The sequence below is a fragment of the Actinomadura sp. 21ATH genome (assembly GCF_041951345.1).
In the GTDB taxonomy this organism is placed as follows: domain Bacteria; phylum Actinomycetota; class Actinomycetes; order Streptosporangiales; family Streptosporangiaceae; genus Spirillospora.
This window is the reverse complement of record NZ_JBGNUR010000015.1, coordinates 83,928-100,345: the sequence shown is the minus strand read 5'-3', so window position 1 is coordinate 100,345 and position 16,418 is coordinate 83,928. Positions and strand designations below refer to the sequence as shown.

The window sequence follows — 16,418 nt, the reverse complement described above, 5'->3', positions numbered from 1 at the left end:
CGCCAGAAAGGCCGATCATGACCGCTGTCGCGCTGCTCGGAACCGGGATCATGGGCGCGCCCATGGCCCGCAACCTGCTCCGGAACGGGCTCGAGACGCGGGTGTGGAACCGCACCCGCGCCCGCGCCGAGCCCCTGGCGGCGGACGGCGCCGTGGTGGCGGACTCGCCCGCCGAGGCCGCCGCCGGCGCGGACGTCGTCATCACGATGCTGACCGACGGCGACGCCGTGCTCGCGGCGATGCGCGACGCCGCGCCCGGGTTGGGCGAGGGCCGGATCTGGGCGCAGATGAGCACGGTCGGGGTGGCCGCGCTCGGCCCGCTCGCGGAGCTGGCCGGCGAGCACGGCCTGACGTTCGTGGACGCGCCCGTCCAGGGCACGAAGCAGCCCGCGGAGCGGGGCGAGCTCGTGATCCTCGCGGCCGGGCCGGAGAAGGCGCGCGGGCCGCTGGAGCCGGTGTTCGGCGCGGTCGGCGCGAAGACGCTGTGGGTCGGGGCCGACGGCGCCGAGGGCGCCGGCACCCGGCTGAAGATGACCACGGTCGGGTACGGCATCGCGCTGACCTCGATCGTCGCCGAGGCGATGGCGCTGGTGAAGGGCCTCGGTCTCGATCCGGCGCTGTTCGGCGAGGTCGTGACCGGCGGGCCGATGGACAGCCCGTACCTCCAGGCGAAGATGGCCGCCATCATGGCCGGCGACTTCGAGCCGAGCTTCGCGCTGCGCAACGCCGAGAAGGACACCCGGCTGATCGGCGAGGCGGCGCGCGCGGCCGGGATCGAGGTCGACATGGCCGACGCGGCCAACCGCCGCTTCCGCCGCGCGATCGAGCAGGGGCACGGCGACGAGGACATGTCGGCGACCTACTTCGCCGGGTTCACGTCCTCGTAGGCGGTGCCCGCGGGCAGGGCGGCGGGCAGGTGGGTGAACGACCCGGCGAGCATCCGGAGGTCCTCCGGCCCGCCGCCGCTCCCCCGCAGTTCGAGCACCGCGCCGTTCGGGACGGTGCAGACGCGCTGGAAGCGCGCGAACGCCCGCATCTCCGCCGCGTCCGGCTCGGTGACGCCGGTGGTGAGCGACCACATCAGCGCGCGCATGAAGAGGCCGTGGGTGAAGACGGCGGTCAGCCCGTCCGGCCGCCGCGACAGCCGCGCGAGGAGGTCGCGGGCGCGGGCGACGACCTCCCGGAACGTCTCGCCGTCGCCGCCGGCGGCGTACGCGGGGTCGGAGCGCTCCCAGTACGCGGCGGCGTGCGGGCGGCGCTGCACGTTGGTCGTCCCGGGGCCGTGCAGGGCGCCGAGGAAGGTGAACTCCTGGACGGGCCACTCCTCGTAGGGCACGTCCGGGAACCTCTCCCGCGTCGGCCGCGCGGTCTCGCGGGCGCGCACGAACGGCGAGCTCACGATCAGCCCGGGCGGCCCGGCGAACGCGGCGGCGACGCGTTCGGCCTCGGCCCGGCCGCGCGCCGTGAGGGGCGCCGCGCCGGGGCCGTCGGTGGGGAGCCCCGCGTTCGACTCGCTCTGCCCGTGCCGGATCAGCCATGCCCGCGGTCCCGCCGTATCGATCATGGACACAGGCTGGCACGCGCGCGGCGCGGCGCGAAACCCCCGGCCGGGCGGGACCGGCTGGTTAGGGTGGGGCGATGGCACGCACCACCGAGCCCGCGACCGGGGACTACTGGAACCACAACACGCACTACCACGGCCTGGTGCTGCGGGCCGTGCCGCGCGGGTGCCGCGAGGCGCTGGACGTGGGGTGCGGCGACGGGCTGCTCGTCCGCCGGCTCGCCGCGCGGGCCGGGCACGTCACCGGGATCGACTCCTCCGCCGAGATGATCGCCGCGGCCCGGAAGGAGAGCGGCGGCCTGGCGAACGTCGACTTCGTCGAGTCCGACCTGCTCGCCTACGACCTGCCCGCCGAGGGCTACGACTTCGTGTGCAGCGTCGCGGCGATCCACCACATGGACTTCACCGCCGCGCTCACCGCCATGCGCGACGCGGTGCGCCCCGGCGGGAGCCTGGTGGTGGTCAGCCTGGCGCGCAACGGAACGTTCCGGGAGAAGGCCCTCAGTGGCGCCGGCCTCCCGGCGCACTACTACCACCGCTGGCGCAACCGGGCGCGGGCCGGCGACCCGGACGCCCCGGTCACCGATCCGGAGATGACGTGGGGCGAGGTCCGGGACGAGGCGCTGCGGATCCTTCCCGGCGCGCGCTACGAGCGGCTCGCGCTCTGGCGGTACATGATCTCCTGGCACCGGCCCGCCCGCTGACCGGCCGGCCGCCGGGCGGCGCTCACGTGTGGGCGGCGTGCGTGGGCTTGTAGACGTTCTCCACGAACTCGGCGAGCTTGTCGTCGGTCAGGTGCCCGGCGAGATCGGCCTCGCTGATCATCCCGACCAGCCGGCCGCCCTCCATCACCGGTACCCGGCGTATCTGGTGCCGCGCCATCGTGCGCACCACCGCGTCGCCGTCGTCGGCGGCGTCGACGCAGTGCAGGTCCTCGTCGGCGAACGCGCCGGCCTTCACCCGCGCCGGGTCGCGCCCTTCGGCGCAGCACCGGACGACGATGTCCCGGTCGGTGATGATGCCGTGCAGGTGCCCGTCCTCGCCGCAGATGGGCAGCGATCCGACGTCCATGTCGCGCATCCGGCGCGCCGCGTCGAGCAGCGTCTCGCCCGCGTCGACGCATTCGGCGCCCGGGTGCATGATGTCGCGTGCGGTGGTCATGAAGTCCCCCTTCTTCGGCGTCGCACAGTTCCCACGATTCCCTACAAAGAACGCAGGTCGGGCAAAACCGACGCCACGGAACGGCTCGGCCCGGCAAAGCCTCGCCGCCGCGCGGGCCCGGGTAAATCCCTTCCCGCCCGCGACACGCGAAACTGGAAATTACTGGAACTGTCTGGAAGCTGCTGTACTCTCACCCGCATGCCCCCGTCCCACGGCGTTCCGACTCCCGAGGCACGGGGCCCCGAAACGGCGGGCCCCGAAGCGCTGGAGGCGCGCATCGCCGAATTGCGCACCGCCGTCCGGCGCGCGATGGCGCGGAACGACCGGCAGACCGCCCGCGCCCTGCGCGCGGAACTGCGCGAGACCGAGGAAGCCTGGGACGACGCGGTGCTCGGCGAGCCCTCCGGCGGCGCACCGGAAACGGCCGCCGCGGAAAAGCCCGCCCCCCTGAGGGGCGGCCGGGAAAGGGCCGCGCGGGACGCGAGCGGGCGGAGCGAACGGAATGGCGCCGCCGGTAAAGCCGGCCCCGAACGCGGGCTCGTCCCCGTCCGCGACCAGGTGCACCAGGCGCTGACGCTGCTCGGCGTCCCCGCCGCGCCCAAGCTGATCGGATCGGTGTACGCGGCGTTCTTCCCCGGCGAGATCCCCGGCACCCGGCTCACCAGCCTGCGCCGCGACGAGGAGCGCTCGTTCCGGACCGCGCCGTACGCCCGGCCCTACTACCTGTGCGCCGCGCTCACCGCCGACCTGCTGGCGCCCGCCCGCGGGCTCATCACGGTGAGCACCTGGCCGCTGGAGCAGCGGGTGGTCGGCCCGCTGAGCCCGCGCACCGACTTCCTGCGCGCCGCGGTGCGGATCGCCGAGCACGCGGCGCGCGGCGGCGGCGACCCGTCCCCGGCCGCCCAGCGGCTGCTGTGGCGGTTCGCCTCCAACATCCCCGGCGGCCCCGGCACCCCGGGCGGCCCCGGCGGCCCGGCCGGCACCGTCGACCCGGCCGCGCTGGCCGAGGCCGCCGGGGCCGAGCTGGAGGTGCACCTCGCGTCCGACGGGAAGGCCCGGCGGCAGGCCGCCGAGCGCGCCCGTATCCAGCTCGACGACGCCGAACGGCTCTTCGGCTCGCGCCTGCGGGCCATGCGCGCGGCGGCGTCGGGCACCGACGGCCGGGCCCCGGGCCCGGCGTCCGGACCGCCCGCCCCGGCCCTGCGGCCGGTGCGCGGCACGGGCAAGGCGAAGGGCACCCGCAGACCCCGCAGGACCGACGCGCCGGCCCCGCCGGCGCCGCGGCCCCACCGCACCACCCACGAGGACGACCGATGACCGAAACCGCCCTGGAACCGACCCTCGACCGGCTGCGCGGCGGCGCCCCGCCCCGCAACCACGACGCGCGCACCATCGCCGCGCTCACCGCCAACCCCGGTTGCGCGCGGCGCGGGGTGATGGACGCCGCCGGCGTCGACAAGGACTTCCTGGCCCGCGAGCTCGGCTTCCCCGCGCCGTTCGGCCAGTCACAGTTCGCCATCACGCGCGGCAACGCGTTCGAGGCGCAGGTGAAGGCCGACGGCTGCGCCGAGCTGCTCACGCTGCTGCGCGACACGCTCGGCCTGGACGTGCCCGAGGTCGCCTACGACGACCTTGAGGTGGTGGCCGGGCACGAGGGCCGCGAGCTGCGCCACGGCCGTACCCGGCGGCTGCTGGCGCGGGCGCTGGAGACCGGCGAGGGCACGCTGTTCGACCATCCGCTGCTGCGGCTGGACATCGCCGGCCAGACCGCCTACCTGGAGCCGGACGTGATCGCGTTCCAGTACGCGGGCCGGCTGCACGTGATCGAGATCAAGTCGTTCGCGGTCGTGGACGGGCAGGCCGAGCCGGAGCAGGTGGCCGCCGCCGCCCGCCAGTCCGCGGTGTACGTGCTGGCGCTGCGCCGGCTGGTGGAGGAGCTCGGCCATCCGCGCGAGCTGGTGTCGCACGAGGTCTTCCTGGTGTGCCCGGAGAACTTCTCCAACCGCCCGTCGGCGACGCCGGTGGACGTGCGGCCGCAGCTGGCGGTGCTGGAACGGCAGCTGGCCCGGCTCACCCGGATCGACCGCATCCTCGGCGAGCTGCCGGGCGACCTGACGTTCGCGCCCGGCGACGCGCTGCCCGGCTCGGTCAGGGCGGTCGAGGCCCGGTACGCGCCCGAGTGCATGGCCAGCTGCGAGATGGCGTTCTTCTGCCGGGACGAGGCGCGGGCCTGCGGCGCCACCGGCACGCTCGGCCGCTCGGTCCGCGACGACCTCGGCGGGGTCGACTCGATCCCGACCGCGCTGGCGCTGGCCGACGGCTCGCTGGAGCCGTCCGAGGACCTGGCCGAGACCGCCGCCCAGCTGCGCGCCGCCGACCGGCTGCGCCGCGAGGTGCTGGGCGGCGCCGCATGACCCGCCCCGGCCGCCCGTCCCCTGCCGCCCGCTCGACCCGTACCCCGGAGGTCCCCGCGACGTGAGCGTGCTCACCGCGCTCGCCCAGCTGGAGGCGGCCGCCACCGGCCGCGCCCAGCCGCTGGCGACGGTCCGGCACCTGCACGTGTCGGACGCGCCGCTGGTGCTGATCCCGCTGAAGCTGGCGGGTGAGGCCGCCGCGCCGCTCGCGGTGATGCTCGGCAGCGATCCGGCCGACCCGACGCTGCTGGTCGTGCCGCAGCCGCGCAACCGCGACCTGCGGTTCGCGTTCGCCGCCGACCTGGCCAAGCTCGTGCTCAACCATGTGGAGACGAGCCGGGGCGCGGTCGAGGAGCTGCCGCCGGGCAAGGGCGACAAGGAGGGCGAGGAGCGCATCCGGTACGGCGACGCCCCGCAGCTGCTGGTGCCGAACCGGGGCGGTGTGGGGTTCCTGCGGCTGCTGGGCCGCTCGACGCGGTTCCGCCGGACCGAGGGCCCGTACGCGGTGGACCCCGCGGTGCCGGTGCTGGGCCGCTGGCTGACCTGGTTCGCCGACCGCAACGACCATCCGGGCTCGTCGCTGCTGCTGGCGATGACCGAGGCGCTGCGGCTGCACTGGGCGACCGGGCAGAGCTCGCTGGAGGACGGCAACCTGGCCGCGCTGATGGGCTGGATCGCGCCGCCCGGCGGGCTGGACGGCCCGGCCGCCGCGGCGCGCGCCGAGGACCCGCTGATCTGCCCGCCGGCGGGCCCGGCCACCGACCCGTCGTTCGACAACGAGGTGCTGGCGCCCGCGATCGCCGCGTACGACCAGGCGGGCCGCGACCCGCGCGCCGAGGAGCGGGTCCGCCGCGCGCTGTCGGACCAGCTGTTCCCGACGTGGGAGCTGATGTGGCGGGCGGTGGACGCGCTGCGGAGCCTGCCGCCGGGCGCGAGCGTGGCCGCCCGCTGGGAGCGGGACCGCGACTCGTTCACCTACTACCACCAGACGTTCGGCGAGGCGTACCCGCAGGCCCGCCGCGACCCGCCGGTCCGCGCCGCGCGGCGGCTGCACGACCTGGAACGCGCCCAGGACGCCTACGAGGCGCAGCGCGCGTTCGACGACCCGCTCGTCATGGCCGAGCACCGGCTGGCCGGGCAGGCGTTCGGCGGCACGGTCGTCGACAGCGACCCGACCCGGCTGGACGAGACGGGCAAGCGCCCCAAGCTGCGCCCGCACCTGCGGGTCGCCACCGAGGACCCGATCCGGCTCGACATCGGCACCACGGTGTGCAGCGCCGAGCGGCCGTCCCTCAAGGGCCGGATCGTGGAGATCGACGAGCGCACCCGGAGCGTGCTGCTGGAACTGACCGGCGGGATGGGCCGGAAGCTGGAGCCCGCGCCGGGCGTCGTCCCCGAGATCGGGGCGCGGGTGGTGTTCACCTCGCACACCGCCGACTCGTTCGGCGTGGCGAAGTTCCCCGACAAGGAGGAGACGCCGTGGACGCACGGCGGCCCGCCCGAGGAGTACGTGGCCAACGACGAGGACGCGGCGGAGGAGTGGTCGTAGTGGAGGGCATCGATCCGTCGGTGGCGGCGACCAAGGTCGTCGAGGAGGTGCTGGCCGACCTGGACGGCGGCCACCGGGGCGTCGTGGTCGACTCCCCGCCCGGCGCCGGCAAGTCGACGCTCGTGGTCCGGGCCGCCGCGCACCTGGCCGCGGCCGGCGAGGCGCTGATGATCGTCGCGCAGACCAACGAGCAGGTCGACGACCTGATCGACCGGATCGCCGTGAAGCACCCGGACGTGACGCTCGGGCGCCTTTCGGCGTCCACGTACACCGTCTCCGACCGCGTGCTGTCGCATCCCGGCGTCAAGGTCGCGACGAAGGCCGACCAGCTGGCCGACCGCATGGTGGTGATCGCCACCGCCGCCAAGTGGGCGACGCTGTCGGAGGGCTCGTGGCCGTGGGCGATCGTGGACGAGGCGTACCAGATGCGCTCGGACATGCTGCTGCGCATCGCGGGACGCTTCCAGCGCGCGCTGTTCGTGGGCGATCCCGGCCAGCTCGACCCGTTCTCCACCGTCGAGGTGGAGCGCTGGGCGGGCCTGTCCTGGGACCCGATGCGCAGCGCCGTCTCCGTGCTGCTGGCCCACAACCCCGACCTGCCGCTGCACCGCCTGCCGGTGTCCTGGCGGCTGCCCGCCTCGGCGGCGCCGGTGGTGTCGGACGCGTTCTACCCGTTCACCGGTTTCCGGTCGGGCACCGGTCCGGGCGACCGCCGGCTGGAGTACGGCGCGGGCGGCATGGGCACCAGCTACGACCGCGCGCTGGACGAGGCCGCCGCGACGGGCTGGGCGCTGTACGAGCTGCCCGCCCGGCACACGCTGCGCACCGACTCCGAGGCCGTCCGGGCGACGGCGGCGCTGGCGGTGCGGCTGCTCCAGCGCGGCCCGGTCGCGCACTCCGAGCAGGGCACGAACCCGGTCGGCGCCGACCGGATCGCGATCGGCGCCGCGCACCGCGACCAGGTCACCGCGATCCGCGCGGCGCTGGGCCCGCACGGCGAGAACATCACGGTCGACACCGCCAACCGCCTCCAGGGCCGCGAGTACGACGTGACGGTCGTCCTGCACCCGCTGTCGGGGCGGCGCGACGCGACCGCGTTCCACCTGGAGTCGGGCCGCCTGTGCGTGCTGACCTCACGGCACCGGCACGCGTGCGTGGTCGTCGCCCGCGCCGGCATCCCCGAGCTGCTGGACGCGCACCCGTCCACCGAGCCCGTCCACCTGGGCGTGCCGGTGAAGTTCCCCGACGGCTGGGAGGCCAACCAGTCCGTGCTGGCCCACCTCTCCGAACACAGGATCCAGGCCCACGACTGACCCCACCCCCGCCCCACCCCCAAAAGAAGGAGCCCTAGCGACTGGAGGGCTCCCCGCCCCTCGGCCGGGTGGTGTGGAGGGTCGCCCCTCCACCATGACTAGTCGCGGCCCAGCGGCCGTTGTGGCGGGTGATCGCGATGGGGTGGTCGAAGCACTCGCTGACCAGTTCGGTGGTGAGGACGTCGCCGGCGGGGCCGGAGGCGAGGACGGCGCCGTCGCGCAGGAGGAGGGCGTGGCTGGTGCTGCTGGGCAGTTCCTCCAGGTGGTGGGTGACCAGCACGGTCGTGAGGTCGGGGCGGCGCTCGCGGACCTCGTCGATCGCCGACAGGAGGCGTTCGCGGGCGGCGACGTCCAGGCCGGTGGCGGGCTCGTCGAGCAGCAGCAGCGGCGGGTCGGGCATGAGGGCGCGGGCGATGAGGGCGCGGCCGCGCTCGCCCTGGGAGAGGTGGGGCCAGCGGGCGTCGGCGCGCGGTGTCAGCCCCATGAGCTGGATGAGCTCGCCGGCGCGGCGCAGTTCCTCGTCCGACGGCGTCCAGCGCGGCACCAGCTCGATGGTGCCGGTGACGCCGGTCAGGACGATCTCCCGTACGGTCCGCGCCGACTCCAGCGGGTGTCGCGGGTTGACCTGGCCGATCAGCCTGCGCAGGGTGAACACGTCGACCCGCCCGAGCCGGTGCCCGAGGATCTCGGCGGATCCGCGGGTCGGGTGGGTGTAGGCGCCGAGGATTCCGAGCAGGGTGCTCTTACCGGCGCCGTTGGGCCCGAGGAGGGCCCAGTGCTCGCCGGTGAGGACGGTGAGCGTCACCCGGTCGAGCAGCGTCCGGCCCTCCCGGACGAGGTCGATCTTGTCGGCGTTCAGGACGACACCGCGCGGTGCGTCCCCCTGGCGGTCGGAGGCAGCATGATCGGACACGCCGGTCACGCTAGCCGACGGCGGGCGGGCGATTCGACAGCGGGGCCCGGCCGGATACTGTGAGAGCCGCGGCACCTCAGCGATCAGGGAGGGACATGGAGGACATCGGCTTCATGTGCGCCCGCTGCGGCGGCGAGGTCCACGATGTGACGCACAACCGCGAGGGGTCGCTGGACGGTGTCGGTTACCGGCACAACCGGCGGGTCGAGCCGTGGGACCACGAGCTGGAGCTGGCGGTCGGCACGCCCGCGCCGCGCGCCCGCTCGTGCGACTTCTGCGATGTCGAGGGGCCGAGCTGGCTGTACTACCCGACGCTGGACCCCGAGGACACCGACATGTTCGAGGTGGAGCTGGACACCACCCACCTGTCGGACGACGACACCGCGGTCGCGGTGCTCAACATGCTGTACCCCTGGTACGCCTGCGACACGTGCTCGGTGCTGGTCGCCGACCGCAACGTCGACCTGCTGATCGCGCGGGCCCTGGACCGTACCCCGGTTCCGGCGGACGGCCCGGTGGACGAGGAGACGGTGCGGGCCCGGCTCACCGGGTCGCTGTCGGTCTTCTTCACCACCCGCCCGGGCCGCCCGCAGCCGTCGCGGGCCGTCTGACCGGGGCGGTTCCCCCGGCCGTTCCGGCCGTGACCGCGGGGCGGGCGTGAGCATGTCCGAGGCCCTGATTAGGATCGGTGTCCGGTTTCAGCTGGACACGTGAAGGACGTGTGAAGGTCCGGGGGATGCAAGGTGATCATTGAGAGACGGTTCCGCGGGCCCGCCGGGTCCGGGAACGGGGGGTACGTCGCCGGGCTGCTCGCGGGGCACGTCGCCTCCGACACGGTGACGGTCACGCTGCGGCGCCCGCCGCCGCTGGACACCGAGCTGCACGTCGCCACCGACGACGACCGGGGCATCGGCGCCCGGCTGTGGGACGGCGAGGAGCGGCTGGTCGCGGAGGCGCTCGCGGGCGCGATCGTGGTCCCGGCGGTGCCGCCGGTGGCGTTCGAGGAGGCGCTGGAGGCGGCGGAGAAGTATCGCGCGGCGGAGCGGCACCCGTTCCCGGGGTGCTTCGTGTGCGGGCCCGAGCGCGAACCGGGCGACGGGCTGCGGCTGGAGCCGGGGCCGGTCGCCGAGGGCACGGTCGCGGCGCCGTGGACGCCGGCGGAGCCGCCGGCGCCGGAGATCATGTGGTCGGTGCTCGACTGCCCGGGCGGGCTGTCGTACGGCCAGGACGATCCGCCGGTGGTGCTCGGCACGATGACCGCGCAGGTCACCGAGCTGCCGGAGGCGGGCGAGCGGTGCGTGGTGATGGGGCTGGCGCGCACCCGGGAGGGCCGCCGGCTGCACGCGGCGACGGCGGCGTACGGGGCGGACGGGCGGCTGCTCGGCCGGGCGGAGCAGATCTGGATCGAGGTCGACCCGGCGCGGTTCGGGTCCTGACGGATCGTTTCCCGGCCGCGGGGGCGGCCGGATGGATCGATCGGAAATTCTCAGCCGCCATCCGATCTGGTCAGAAAAGCGCCGTTTTGTGTCCGGTGACACTGACCGATCCCGCGCGGCGTCGTTCAATCTAGGCTTCGCGACCGAGGAGGTCGGGCCTGGATGAACGGAAACGGGTTCTGGTTCATCGTCGTGGCGGCGCTGGCGGCATACATGGGCACCTCGTGGGAGCGGGCCAGGAAGGCCGGCGACGACGCGCGGCTCGTCCGGCAGCGGGTGTCCCGGCTGCGGGCGACCGCGACCAAGGAGAGGCTGCACGCGCTGCTGATCGCCGCCGGGGCGCTGGCGGTCATCATGCTGATCGCGCGCGGCGGGTGACACCGGGCGCCGCCGCGCGGCCGACGCCCGCGCGGGTGGCGCCGCCGAGGTGAGGCCAGGGGCCCGCCGGTCAGCGGCCGGTGTAGAGCGGGTCGTTCGGGTCGGCGCCGTTGAGGGGGCGGCCCGGCGGCACCTGCGGGTGCCCGCCCGTACCGCCGTTCGGGACGGCCGGGGGCGGCGGGGCCTGGCGCCCGTGCGCGGGGCCCATCTGCGGGACCCCGGAGCCGCCCGGGCCGGTTCCGGAGCCCGGGTAGCGGCCGCCCGGGGGCACGTTCGACGACAGCGTGTTGTGGGTGAGCTGGTCGATCTGCCGGCGGGCGCGGTCGGCCTCGGCGCGCGCGGCGTCCCGCTCCTCGGCCAGCGCCGACAGCGCGGCCTGCTGCTCGGCCACCGACTGCGAGAGCTGGCGCAGCTGGACGCTCTGGTCGTTCACCTTGGTCTCCAGCTCGTCCCGCTCGGCGGTCGCCTGCCGGGCCTGCGCCTGGGCGGCGTCGCGCTCCTTGGCGGCCTCATCGGCGCGGGCGTTGGCCCGCACGACCTCCGCCTCGGCCTCCGACTGCGCGCGCAGCGCGGTGGTGCGCTCGGCCTCGGCCTTGCTGGCGGTCTGCATGGCGCGCTGGCGCTGCGCCTCGGTGTCGCGCATCGCGTTGCGCAGGTCCTCGGCGCCCTGCTTGGCCACCGCGGCCTCGACCCGCTGGGACTCGACCGCGCCCTCGGCCTCGGCGACCTTGGCGTGCAGCGCGACCAGCTCGGCCCGCGCGCTCTCCAGCGCGGCCAGCAGCTCGGTCTCGCGGGCGGCGATCCGGTCCCGCTCGCTCTCGGCGGCCAGCTTGGCCGACACCGCCTGCTGGGCGATCTGGTGCGCCTCCTCCCACGCCTGCTGCGCGGCGTCGCGCTTGGCGGTGGCGAGCTTGGCCTCCTCGCGGGCGCGGGCGGACTCCTTCTCCGCGCCCTCGGCGCGCTGCCGGGCGGACGCCGCCTCCTGCCACGCCTCCTCGGCCTGCCGCTGGGAGGCGTCCCGCTCGTTCTGCGCGATCGCCAGCTCGCGGGCGGCCTCGGCCTTGACCTCCGACACGCGGCGCTCGACGCCGGCGACGCTCAGCTCGGAGGTGAGCGAGTCGGCGAGCACGTCCGCGGCCCGCTCCAGCCGCTCGACCATCTCCCAGGTGGAGGCGACCTGGCCGGTCAGGCCGGGCGCGTCGCGGCCGCGCTCGCGGCGGCCGCGGGCCTCGCGGGCGCAGGCGCCGTCGTTGTCCTGGCAGTAGCGGACGGCGCGGACGGCGCCCATCGGCTGCGGTACGGGGCGGCCGCAGTTGGCGCACGGCCAGACCGTGACGGGCTCGCCCATGCGGGCGACCGCGGTCTCGCCCCGCGGCTCGGGAGCGGTGCCGGGCGGGAGCTCGCCCTCGTCCGCGGCGGCCGCGGCCCCGGGCTCGGGTGCGGGCCCGCCGGCGGCCGTGCCGGGGCCGGGTTCCTTCCGGAGCGTGGCGGGGTCGGCGGGAGTGGCGGGAGTGGCATCGTGGGTCGTTCCAGCCTCGGAGACCGCGCCGTCGGAAGTCCCGGCCTGCCCCCGTGGGCCGCTATTGTCGCGCTCATCACTCGTAGGCATGGAATGAACCATACGACCTAGTAGGCGTGGCTGCAGTGACTTGGGAGGCATATAGGTCCTCTCCCGTCCCCTGCCCGCCCGGCCGTTCGCGGACCACGACGGCCGGGCGGGGCTCCCGAAGTGGGGACGATCACATCCGAGCCGGCCCCCGATGGCCTCGACCGCGGCCGGTCAGCTCGGGGATGCGGTCGCCGTAGCGGGCGAGCAGCGCCGCGTTGGCCTCGTCGCCGCCCGGGACGTTCGCGCTCGTCCAGCACGGCAGCGTGACGCCGCGCGCGGCGGCCAGATCGTCCAGCGCGGCCAGCACCCGCGACCACGTGTACGCGCCCAGGACCGTCGAGACCGCCGCCGTGCGCGGCGCCTCCGCCGGGTGCAGCACGTCGCCCGGCGGCACGGCGGTGTCCAGCACGATCGTGGCGTGGTCGGCGAGCGCGGAGCCCGACCGGGCGGCGGCGGCCCGGGACGCGTCCGCGGAGGTCACCGCGATCACCGGCACGCCGCGGGCGGCGCACGCCTCGGCGATCTCGACCGGGTACGGGTTGCGCCCGCTGGTCGAGAACACCACGGCCACGTCCGGTGGAGCGGGTGCCGCCCGCTCGACCAGCGCGCGGCCGAGGCCCGCGCGGCGCTCGGCGCGGGTGCTGCGCGTCGCGTCGTCCAGCGGCAGCACCGAGGGGTCCCACAGCGGCCGGACCGGGGCCAGGCCGCCGGCCCGGTAGAAGGTCTCGAAGACCATCGCCAGCGAGTGCCCCGCCCCCGCGGCGTGCACGATCCCGTCGTCCTCGACGGACCGGAGCAGCAGCTCGGCGGCCCGCTCGATCGCCGTGCCCGAGCGGGCGTCGAGCTCGTCGAGCAGCGCGCGCACCCGCCCGGGGTAGCCGGTCTCCCCGGCACGGGCGGCCGGGCGGGGCTCAGCCATCGGTACGGGCCTCCTTCTCCAGCGCGCCCTCCAGCTCGGCGATCATCCCGTCCCGGCCGGCCGCGGCGCGCAGCCGGTCGGCCAGCCCCGCCGACAGCGCCCGGGCGAGCGCGGACAGCGTCGCCACGTGCGCGTCGGGGCCGGGCGTGCAGAACGACAGCAGCAGGTCGACCGGATCGTTGTCCGGATGCCCGAACTCCACCGGGGCGGCCAGCCGCGTCGCGGCCACGCCCACGCTGATCGCGCCGTCCTCGGGCCGGGCGTGCACCAGTGCCAGGCCCTTGGTCAGCACGATGTACGGGCCGTTCGCCTCGACCACCCGGACGCAGGCGGCGGGATACTCCTCCCCCGCCGCGCCCATCTCCACCAGGACCTCGGCCGCGGCGACGGTGGCGTCCCGCCAGCCGTCCGCCGCGACCCCGTCCCGCGCTCCGACCGCGGTCACGCGAGCCAGCCCTTCTCGGTCAGCCGCTCGCGCAGCTGAGCCTGGAGTCCCTCCTTGTCGAGGAAGTCGCTGACCGTGATCACCACGGGCGCCAGGTCGGCGATCTCGCTGGTGTGCATGCCCTGGCCGATGATCACGTCGGCGGTCATGCCGCGGGCGGTGGAGACGTCGGTGTTCTCCACCCGGGCGTCCACGTCCAGGCCGCGCAGCGCGTCCTCGGCGGTCATCTTCAGCATGAGGCTCGACCCCATGCCGACGCCGCAGACGGCGAGCACCTCCAGCGTGCGATCCAATGCCATGTCGTCGCCTCTCTGTGTCTCATGGGCGTGCGCCCGTTCTCTGCGAGTACGGCCGCCCCCGGGGAGCGTTCCCCGGGGGCGGCCGGCGGGTCATGCCCGGTCGCCGCCCTTCGCGGACTCGGCGTCCTGGGCGTCGTCCTCCGCCGCCGCGCTCTCCCGGGCCGCGCGGGCCTCGCGGCGGCCGAGGAGGAGCAGGGTGCCGGCCGTGACGGCCAGCGCGACCACCGGAACGGCCCAGATCGAGGCGTCGCCGATGATCGGGTCCACCGCCTTCAGCAGCCAGGCGATGGCGTACCAGTCAGGGTCGGCCAGCGTGGCGAGCTCGGGGGCGGTCCTCTCGAACAGCCCCCAGGTGACGGCCTGGCCGATCGCCAGCATCAGGCCGGAGATCACGCCGCCGATCACCGCGCCGCGCCAGCCGGCCACCACGTTGCCGAACAGCGCGGCGGCGCCGCCGACGAAGAACAGCATGATCATCGGCGGGGCCAGGGTGAACCAGCCGGCCGCGGCGAAGATGCCCAGGCAGGCCAGGAACACCACGGTCGAGGACACGAAGCCGATCATCACCGCGGTGGGCGCGACCGGGAACACCGTCGGGGCGTCCAGCGCGGGCCGGGTCCCCGGGATCACCTTGTCGCTGAAGCCCTTGAACGCGGGGACGATCTCGGCCAGGAACATCCGGACGCCGAACAGCAGGATCGCGATGCCACCGGCGAAGCGCAGGCCCACCAGCAGCGCCCACACCCACGGCGAGAGCTTCGCGTCCATCTCGGCGGCCAGCTTGGCCACCACCTGGTCGTCGGCGAACGCCACCGCGACCAGCATGATCACCGAGATCACCAGGGCGGTGCTGACGTTGACGTCCTTGAAGAACGACAGCTGCCGGGGCAGCTTCACCTTCTCGGTGTCGTGCTTCTCGCGGCTTCCGAACGGGCGCGCCACGTACCCGGTGACCAGCGCCGCGACGGAGCTGGTGTGCGCGAACCCGAACCGGTCGTCCGGCATCACCCTGCGCATCAGCGGGCGCATCCACAGCGGCTGGAGCGTCCAGTACGCGGCCACGAACCCGGCCCCGCACAGCACCAGCGTGAGCTGGTCGGAGCCCGGCGCGATCGTCACCAGCGACGCCACCACGACCGTGCTGACCCAGAACATCAGGTGCCCGGTCAGGTAGAGGTAGCGGGCCGCCGGGAACAGCCGCACGATCGCCACGTGCAGCAGGAACGCCACCGTGATGACCAGCGCGATCGTCCCGCCCTGCTGGGTGAGGAAGTCGTTCAGCGTGTTGTCGGCCTTGGGCGGGGTGGTGCCCATCGCGTCGGCCAGCACCGTCTGGAAGCTCGCCAGCCCCCCGGTGAAGATCTCCACGCCGATGAACAGGATGACCACGCCGATCGTGGCCCGCAGCGCCCCGGCGAGGGTGTCCTCGAACCGCTTGCGCTGCAGCAGCAGCCCGACCAGGGTGATCAGCCCGATGAGGATGGGGACCTGGCCGAACACGTTGTCGGCCAGGAAGGTGAGGATGTCCTTGAGAATGTCCACGCTAGATCTCCGTATCCTGCGGGGCGCCCGTCAGCGCGGGACGGGTTTGAGCTCGAGCTCCAGCCGGTAGCGGTCGCCGCGGTAGACGGACCGGACGTACTCCAACGGTTCGCCCTGCTCGCTGTGGCTGATCCGCTCGAAGAGGAACGCGGGCGCGTGCACGGGCACGCCCAGCACCTCGGCCTCCTCGGCCGTGGTGACGGTCGGCTCGACCGTCCCCCAGCCGGAGGCGAGGACGATGCCCCGCTCGCGCAGCAGGGTGTAGAACGAACCGTCCTCCAGATCCTCGCGGCGCAGTTCCGGCACCAGCGCCTTGGGAAGGCAGAGCGTCTCGATCGCCATGGGGGCTCCGTCCGCCAGCCGCAGCCGGCGAATGGTAAATACCTCTTCCGTCGGGGACATGGCCAGCCGGCGGCCGATCCGGGCGCCGGCGGTCTCCACCCGGAACGCCAGCACCCGGCCGCCGGGCCGCATGCCGCGGCGCTCCATGTCCTCGGTGAACGAGGTCAGCGTCAGCCCCACCGCGATGCGGCGTTCGGCCACGTAGGTACCGCTCCCGTGGCGGCGGTCGAGCAGGCCGCGGCCGGCCAGCTCGTCCACCGCCGCGCGCAGCGTCGGCCGGGAGACCCCGAGCTCCTCGGCCAGCCGCCGCTCGGACGGCAGCGCGTCACCGACGTCCAGGTCGTCCAGCATGGCCATCAGCCGCCGGACCACCGCCCGCCTTTTCGTGGTCGCGGGCTCGGATTCACCGCCGGATCGCACGCCGCTCATCTCCCGTTCCGGTCATACCGTCGGTTCCACAGGTTATGCCGCAGATCCCAAGTGGTCAATACCACTTTGGAACGGTCTCATCCGGACGAGGGCAGCGCAAGGCGCCCG

The 16,418-nt window shown here is 74.9% G+C and carries 18 protein-coding genes; 9 read left to right on the top strand and 9 right to left on the bottom strand.

The features are described from left to right. Positions 1 to 17: 17 nt before the first annotated feature. Positions 18 to 887 (top strand): NAD(P)-dependent oxidoreductase, encoded by an 870-nt coding sequence (locus ACA361_RS32610; RefSeq protein ID WP_375018435.1) that lies wholly within the window; start codon positions 18 to 20, stop codon positions 885 to 887. Here the strand turns inward: ACA361_RS32610 and ACA361_RS32605 are convergent. Beyond that, positions 860 to 1,564, bottom strand: coding sequence for a histidine phosphatase family protein (locus tag ACA361_RS32605; RefSeq protein WP_375018434.1), 705 nt, complete (start codon positions 1,562 to 1,564; stop codon positions 860 to 862). The genes ACA361_RS32610 and ACA361_RS32605 overlap by 28 nt on opposite strands. 74 nt (positions 1,565 to 1,638) lie before the next feature. Between ACA361_RS32605 and ACA361_RS32600 the strand changes: the two genes are divergently transcribed. Beyond that, positions 1,639 to 2,265, top strand: a complete 627-nt coding sequence (locus ACA361_RS32600; protein ID WP_375018432.1) for a class I SAM-dependent methyltransferase — start codon at positions 1,639 to 1,641, stop codon at positions 2,263 to 2,265. Between the two features lie 22 nt (positions 2,266 to 2,287). On the opposite strand, the gene ACA361_RS32595 is transcribed toward ACA361_RS32600, so the two are convergent. Further along, a complete protein-coding gene (locus ACA361_RS32595) occupies positions 2,288 to 2,722 on the bottom strand; it encodes a CBS domain-containing protein (RefSeq protein ID WP_375018430.1) in 435 nt (144 codons plus the stop codon). Positions 2,723 to 2,920: 198 nt separating this feature from the next. Between ACA361_RS32595 and ACA361_RS32590 the strand changes: the two genes are divergently transcribed. The 4 genes from ACA361_RS32590 to ACA361_RS32575 all read left to right on the top strand — a co-directional run bounded on the left by ACA361_RS32590 (position 2,921) and on the right by ACA361_RS32575 (position 7,998). Next, a complete protein-coding gene (locus tag ACA361_RS32590) occupies positions 2,921 to 4,039 on the top strand; it encodes a hypothetical protein (RefSeq protein ID WP_375018428.1) in 1,119 nt (372 codons plus the stop codon). Then, positions 4,036 to 5,136, top strand: coding sequence for a hypothetical protein (locus ACA361_RS32585; protein WP_375018426.1), 1,101 nt, complete (start codon positions 4,036 to 4,038; stop codon positions 5,134 to 5,136). The genes ACA361_RS32590 and ACA361_RS32585 overlap by 4 nt, the downstream gene beginning before the upstream one ends. 61 nt (positions 5,137 to 5,197) lie before the next feature. Continuing rightward, positions 5,198 to 6,685, top strand: a complete 1,488-nt coding sequence (locus ACA361_RS32580; protein ID WP_375018425.1) for a hypothetical protein — start codon at positions 5,198 to 5,200, stop codon at positions 6,683 to 6,685. Next, positions 6,685 to 7,998 carry an AAA family ATPase gene (locus ACA361_RS32575; RefSeq protein WP_375018423.1) on the top strand — a complete coding sequence of 438 codons (1,314 nt, stop codon included), beginning with the start codon at positions 6,685 to 6,687 and terminating at the stop codon, positions 7,996 to 7,998. Before ACA361_RS32580 ends, ACA361_RS32575 begins: the two co-directional genes overlap by 1 nt. A gap of 34 nt (positions 7,999 to 8,032) precedes the next feature. On the opposite strand, the gene ACA361_RS32570 is transcribed toward ACA361_RS32575, so the two are convergent. After that, complete coding sequence (locus ACA361_RS32570) at positions 8,033 to 8,911, bottom strand: ABC transporter ATP-binding protein (RefSeq protein WP_375018421.1); 879 nt, start codon at positions 8,909 to 8,911, stop codon at positions 8,033 to 8,035. A 95-nt stretch (positions 8,912 to 9,006) separates the two neighbouring features. Between ACA361_RS32570 and ACA361_RS32565 the strand changes: the two genes are divergently transcribed. The 3 genes from ACA361_RS32565 (at position 9,007) to ACA361_RS32555 (ending at position 10,725) form a co-directional block, all read left to right on the top strand. Beyond that, positions 9,007 to 9,522 carry a hypothetical protein gene (locus ACA361_RS32565; RefSeq protein WP_375018419.1) on the top strand — a complete coding sequence of 172 codons (516 nt, stop codon included), beginning with the start codon at positions 9,007 to 9,009 and terminating at the stop codon, positions 9,520 to 9,522. A 132-nt stretch (positions 9,523 to 9,654) separates the two neighbouring features. Further along, entirely contained in the window at positions 9,655 to 10,347 is a 693-nt protein-coding gene (locus tag ACA361_RS32560) for a hypothetical protein (RefSeq protein ID WP_375018417.1), read from the top strand. Positions 10,348 to 10,509: 162 nt separating this feature from the next. Then, complete coding sequence (locus tag ACA361_RS32555; RefSeq protein WP_366626463.1) at positions 10,510 to 10,725, top strand: hypothetical protein; 216 nt, start codon at positions 10,510 to 10,512, stop codon at positions 10,723 to 10,725. A gap of 70 nt (positions 10,726 to 10,795) precedes the next feature. Here ACA361_RS32555 and ACA361_RS32550 read toward each other — a convergent pair whose 3' ends face one another. The 6 genes from ACA361_RS32550 to ACA361_RS32525 all read right to left on the bottom strand — a co-directional run bounded on the left by ACA361_RS32550 (position 10,796) and on the right by ACA361_RS32525 (position 16,310). Continuing rightward, on the bottom strand, positions 10,796 to 12,334 hold the full coding sequence (locus ACA361_RS32550; RefSeq protein WP_375018415.1) for a chromosome segregation ATPase: 1,539 nt from the start codon (positions 12,332 to 12,334) through the stop codon (positions 10,796 to 10,798). A gap of 130 nt (positions 12,335 to 12,464) precedes the next feature. Continuing rightward, entirely contained in the window at positions 12,465 to 13,253 is a 789-nt protein-coding gene (locus ACA361_RS32545; RefSeq protein ID WP_375018413.1) for a sugar isomerase domain-containing protein, read from the bottom strand. After that, positions 13,246 to 13,698, bottom strand: coding sequence for a PTS sugar transporter subunit IIA (locus ACA361_RS32540; RefSeq protein ID WP_375018411.1), 453 nt, complete (start codon positions 13,696 to 13,698; stop codon positions 13,246 to 13,248). Before ACA361_RS32540 ends, ACA361_RS32545 begins: the two co-directional genes overlap by 8 nt. Continuing rightward, on the bottom strand, positions 13,695 to 13,997 hold the full coding sequence (locus tag ACA361_RS32535; protein WP_375018409.1) for a PTS sugar transporter subunit IIB: 303 nt from the start codon (positions 13,995 to 13,997) through the stop codon (positions 13,695 to 13,697). Before ACA361_RS32535 ends, ACA361_RS32540 begins: the two co-directional genes overlap by 4 nt. Before the next feature lie 90 nt (positions 13,998 to 14,087). Beyond that, complete coding sequence (locus ACA361_RS32530) at positions 14,088 to 15,539, bottom strand: PTS ascorbate transporter subunit IIC (RefSeq protein WP_375018407.1); 1,452 nt, start codon at positions 15,537 to 15,539, stop codon at positions 14,088 to 14,090. 30 nt (positions 15,540 to 15,569) lie between these two features. Then, entirely contained in the window at positions 15,570 to 16,310 is a 741-nt protein-coding gene (locus ACA361_RS32525; RefSeq protein WP_375018405.1) for a GntR family transcriptional regulator, read from the bottom strand. Positions 16,311 to 16,418 lie beyond the last annotated feature (108 nt).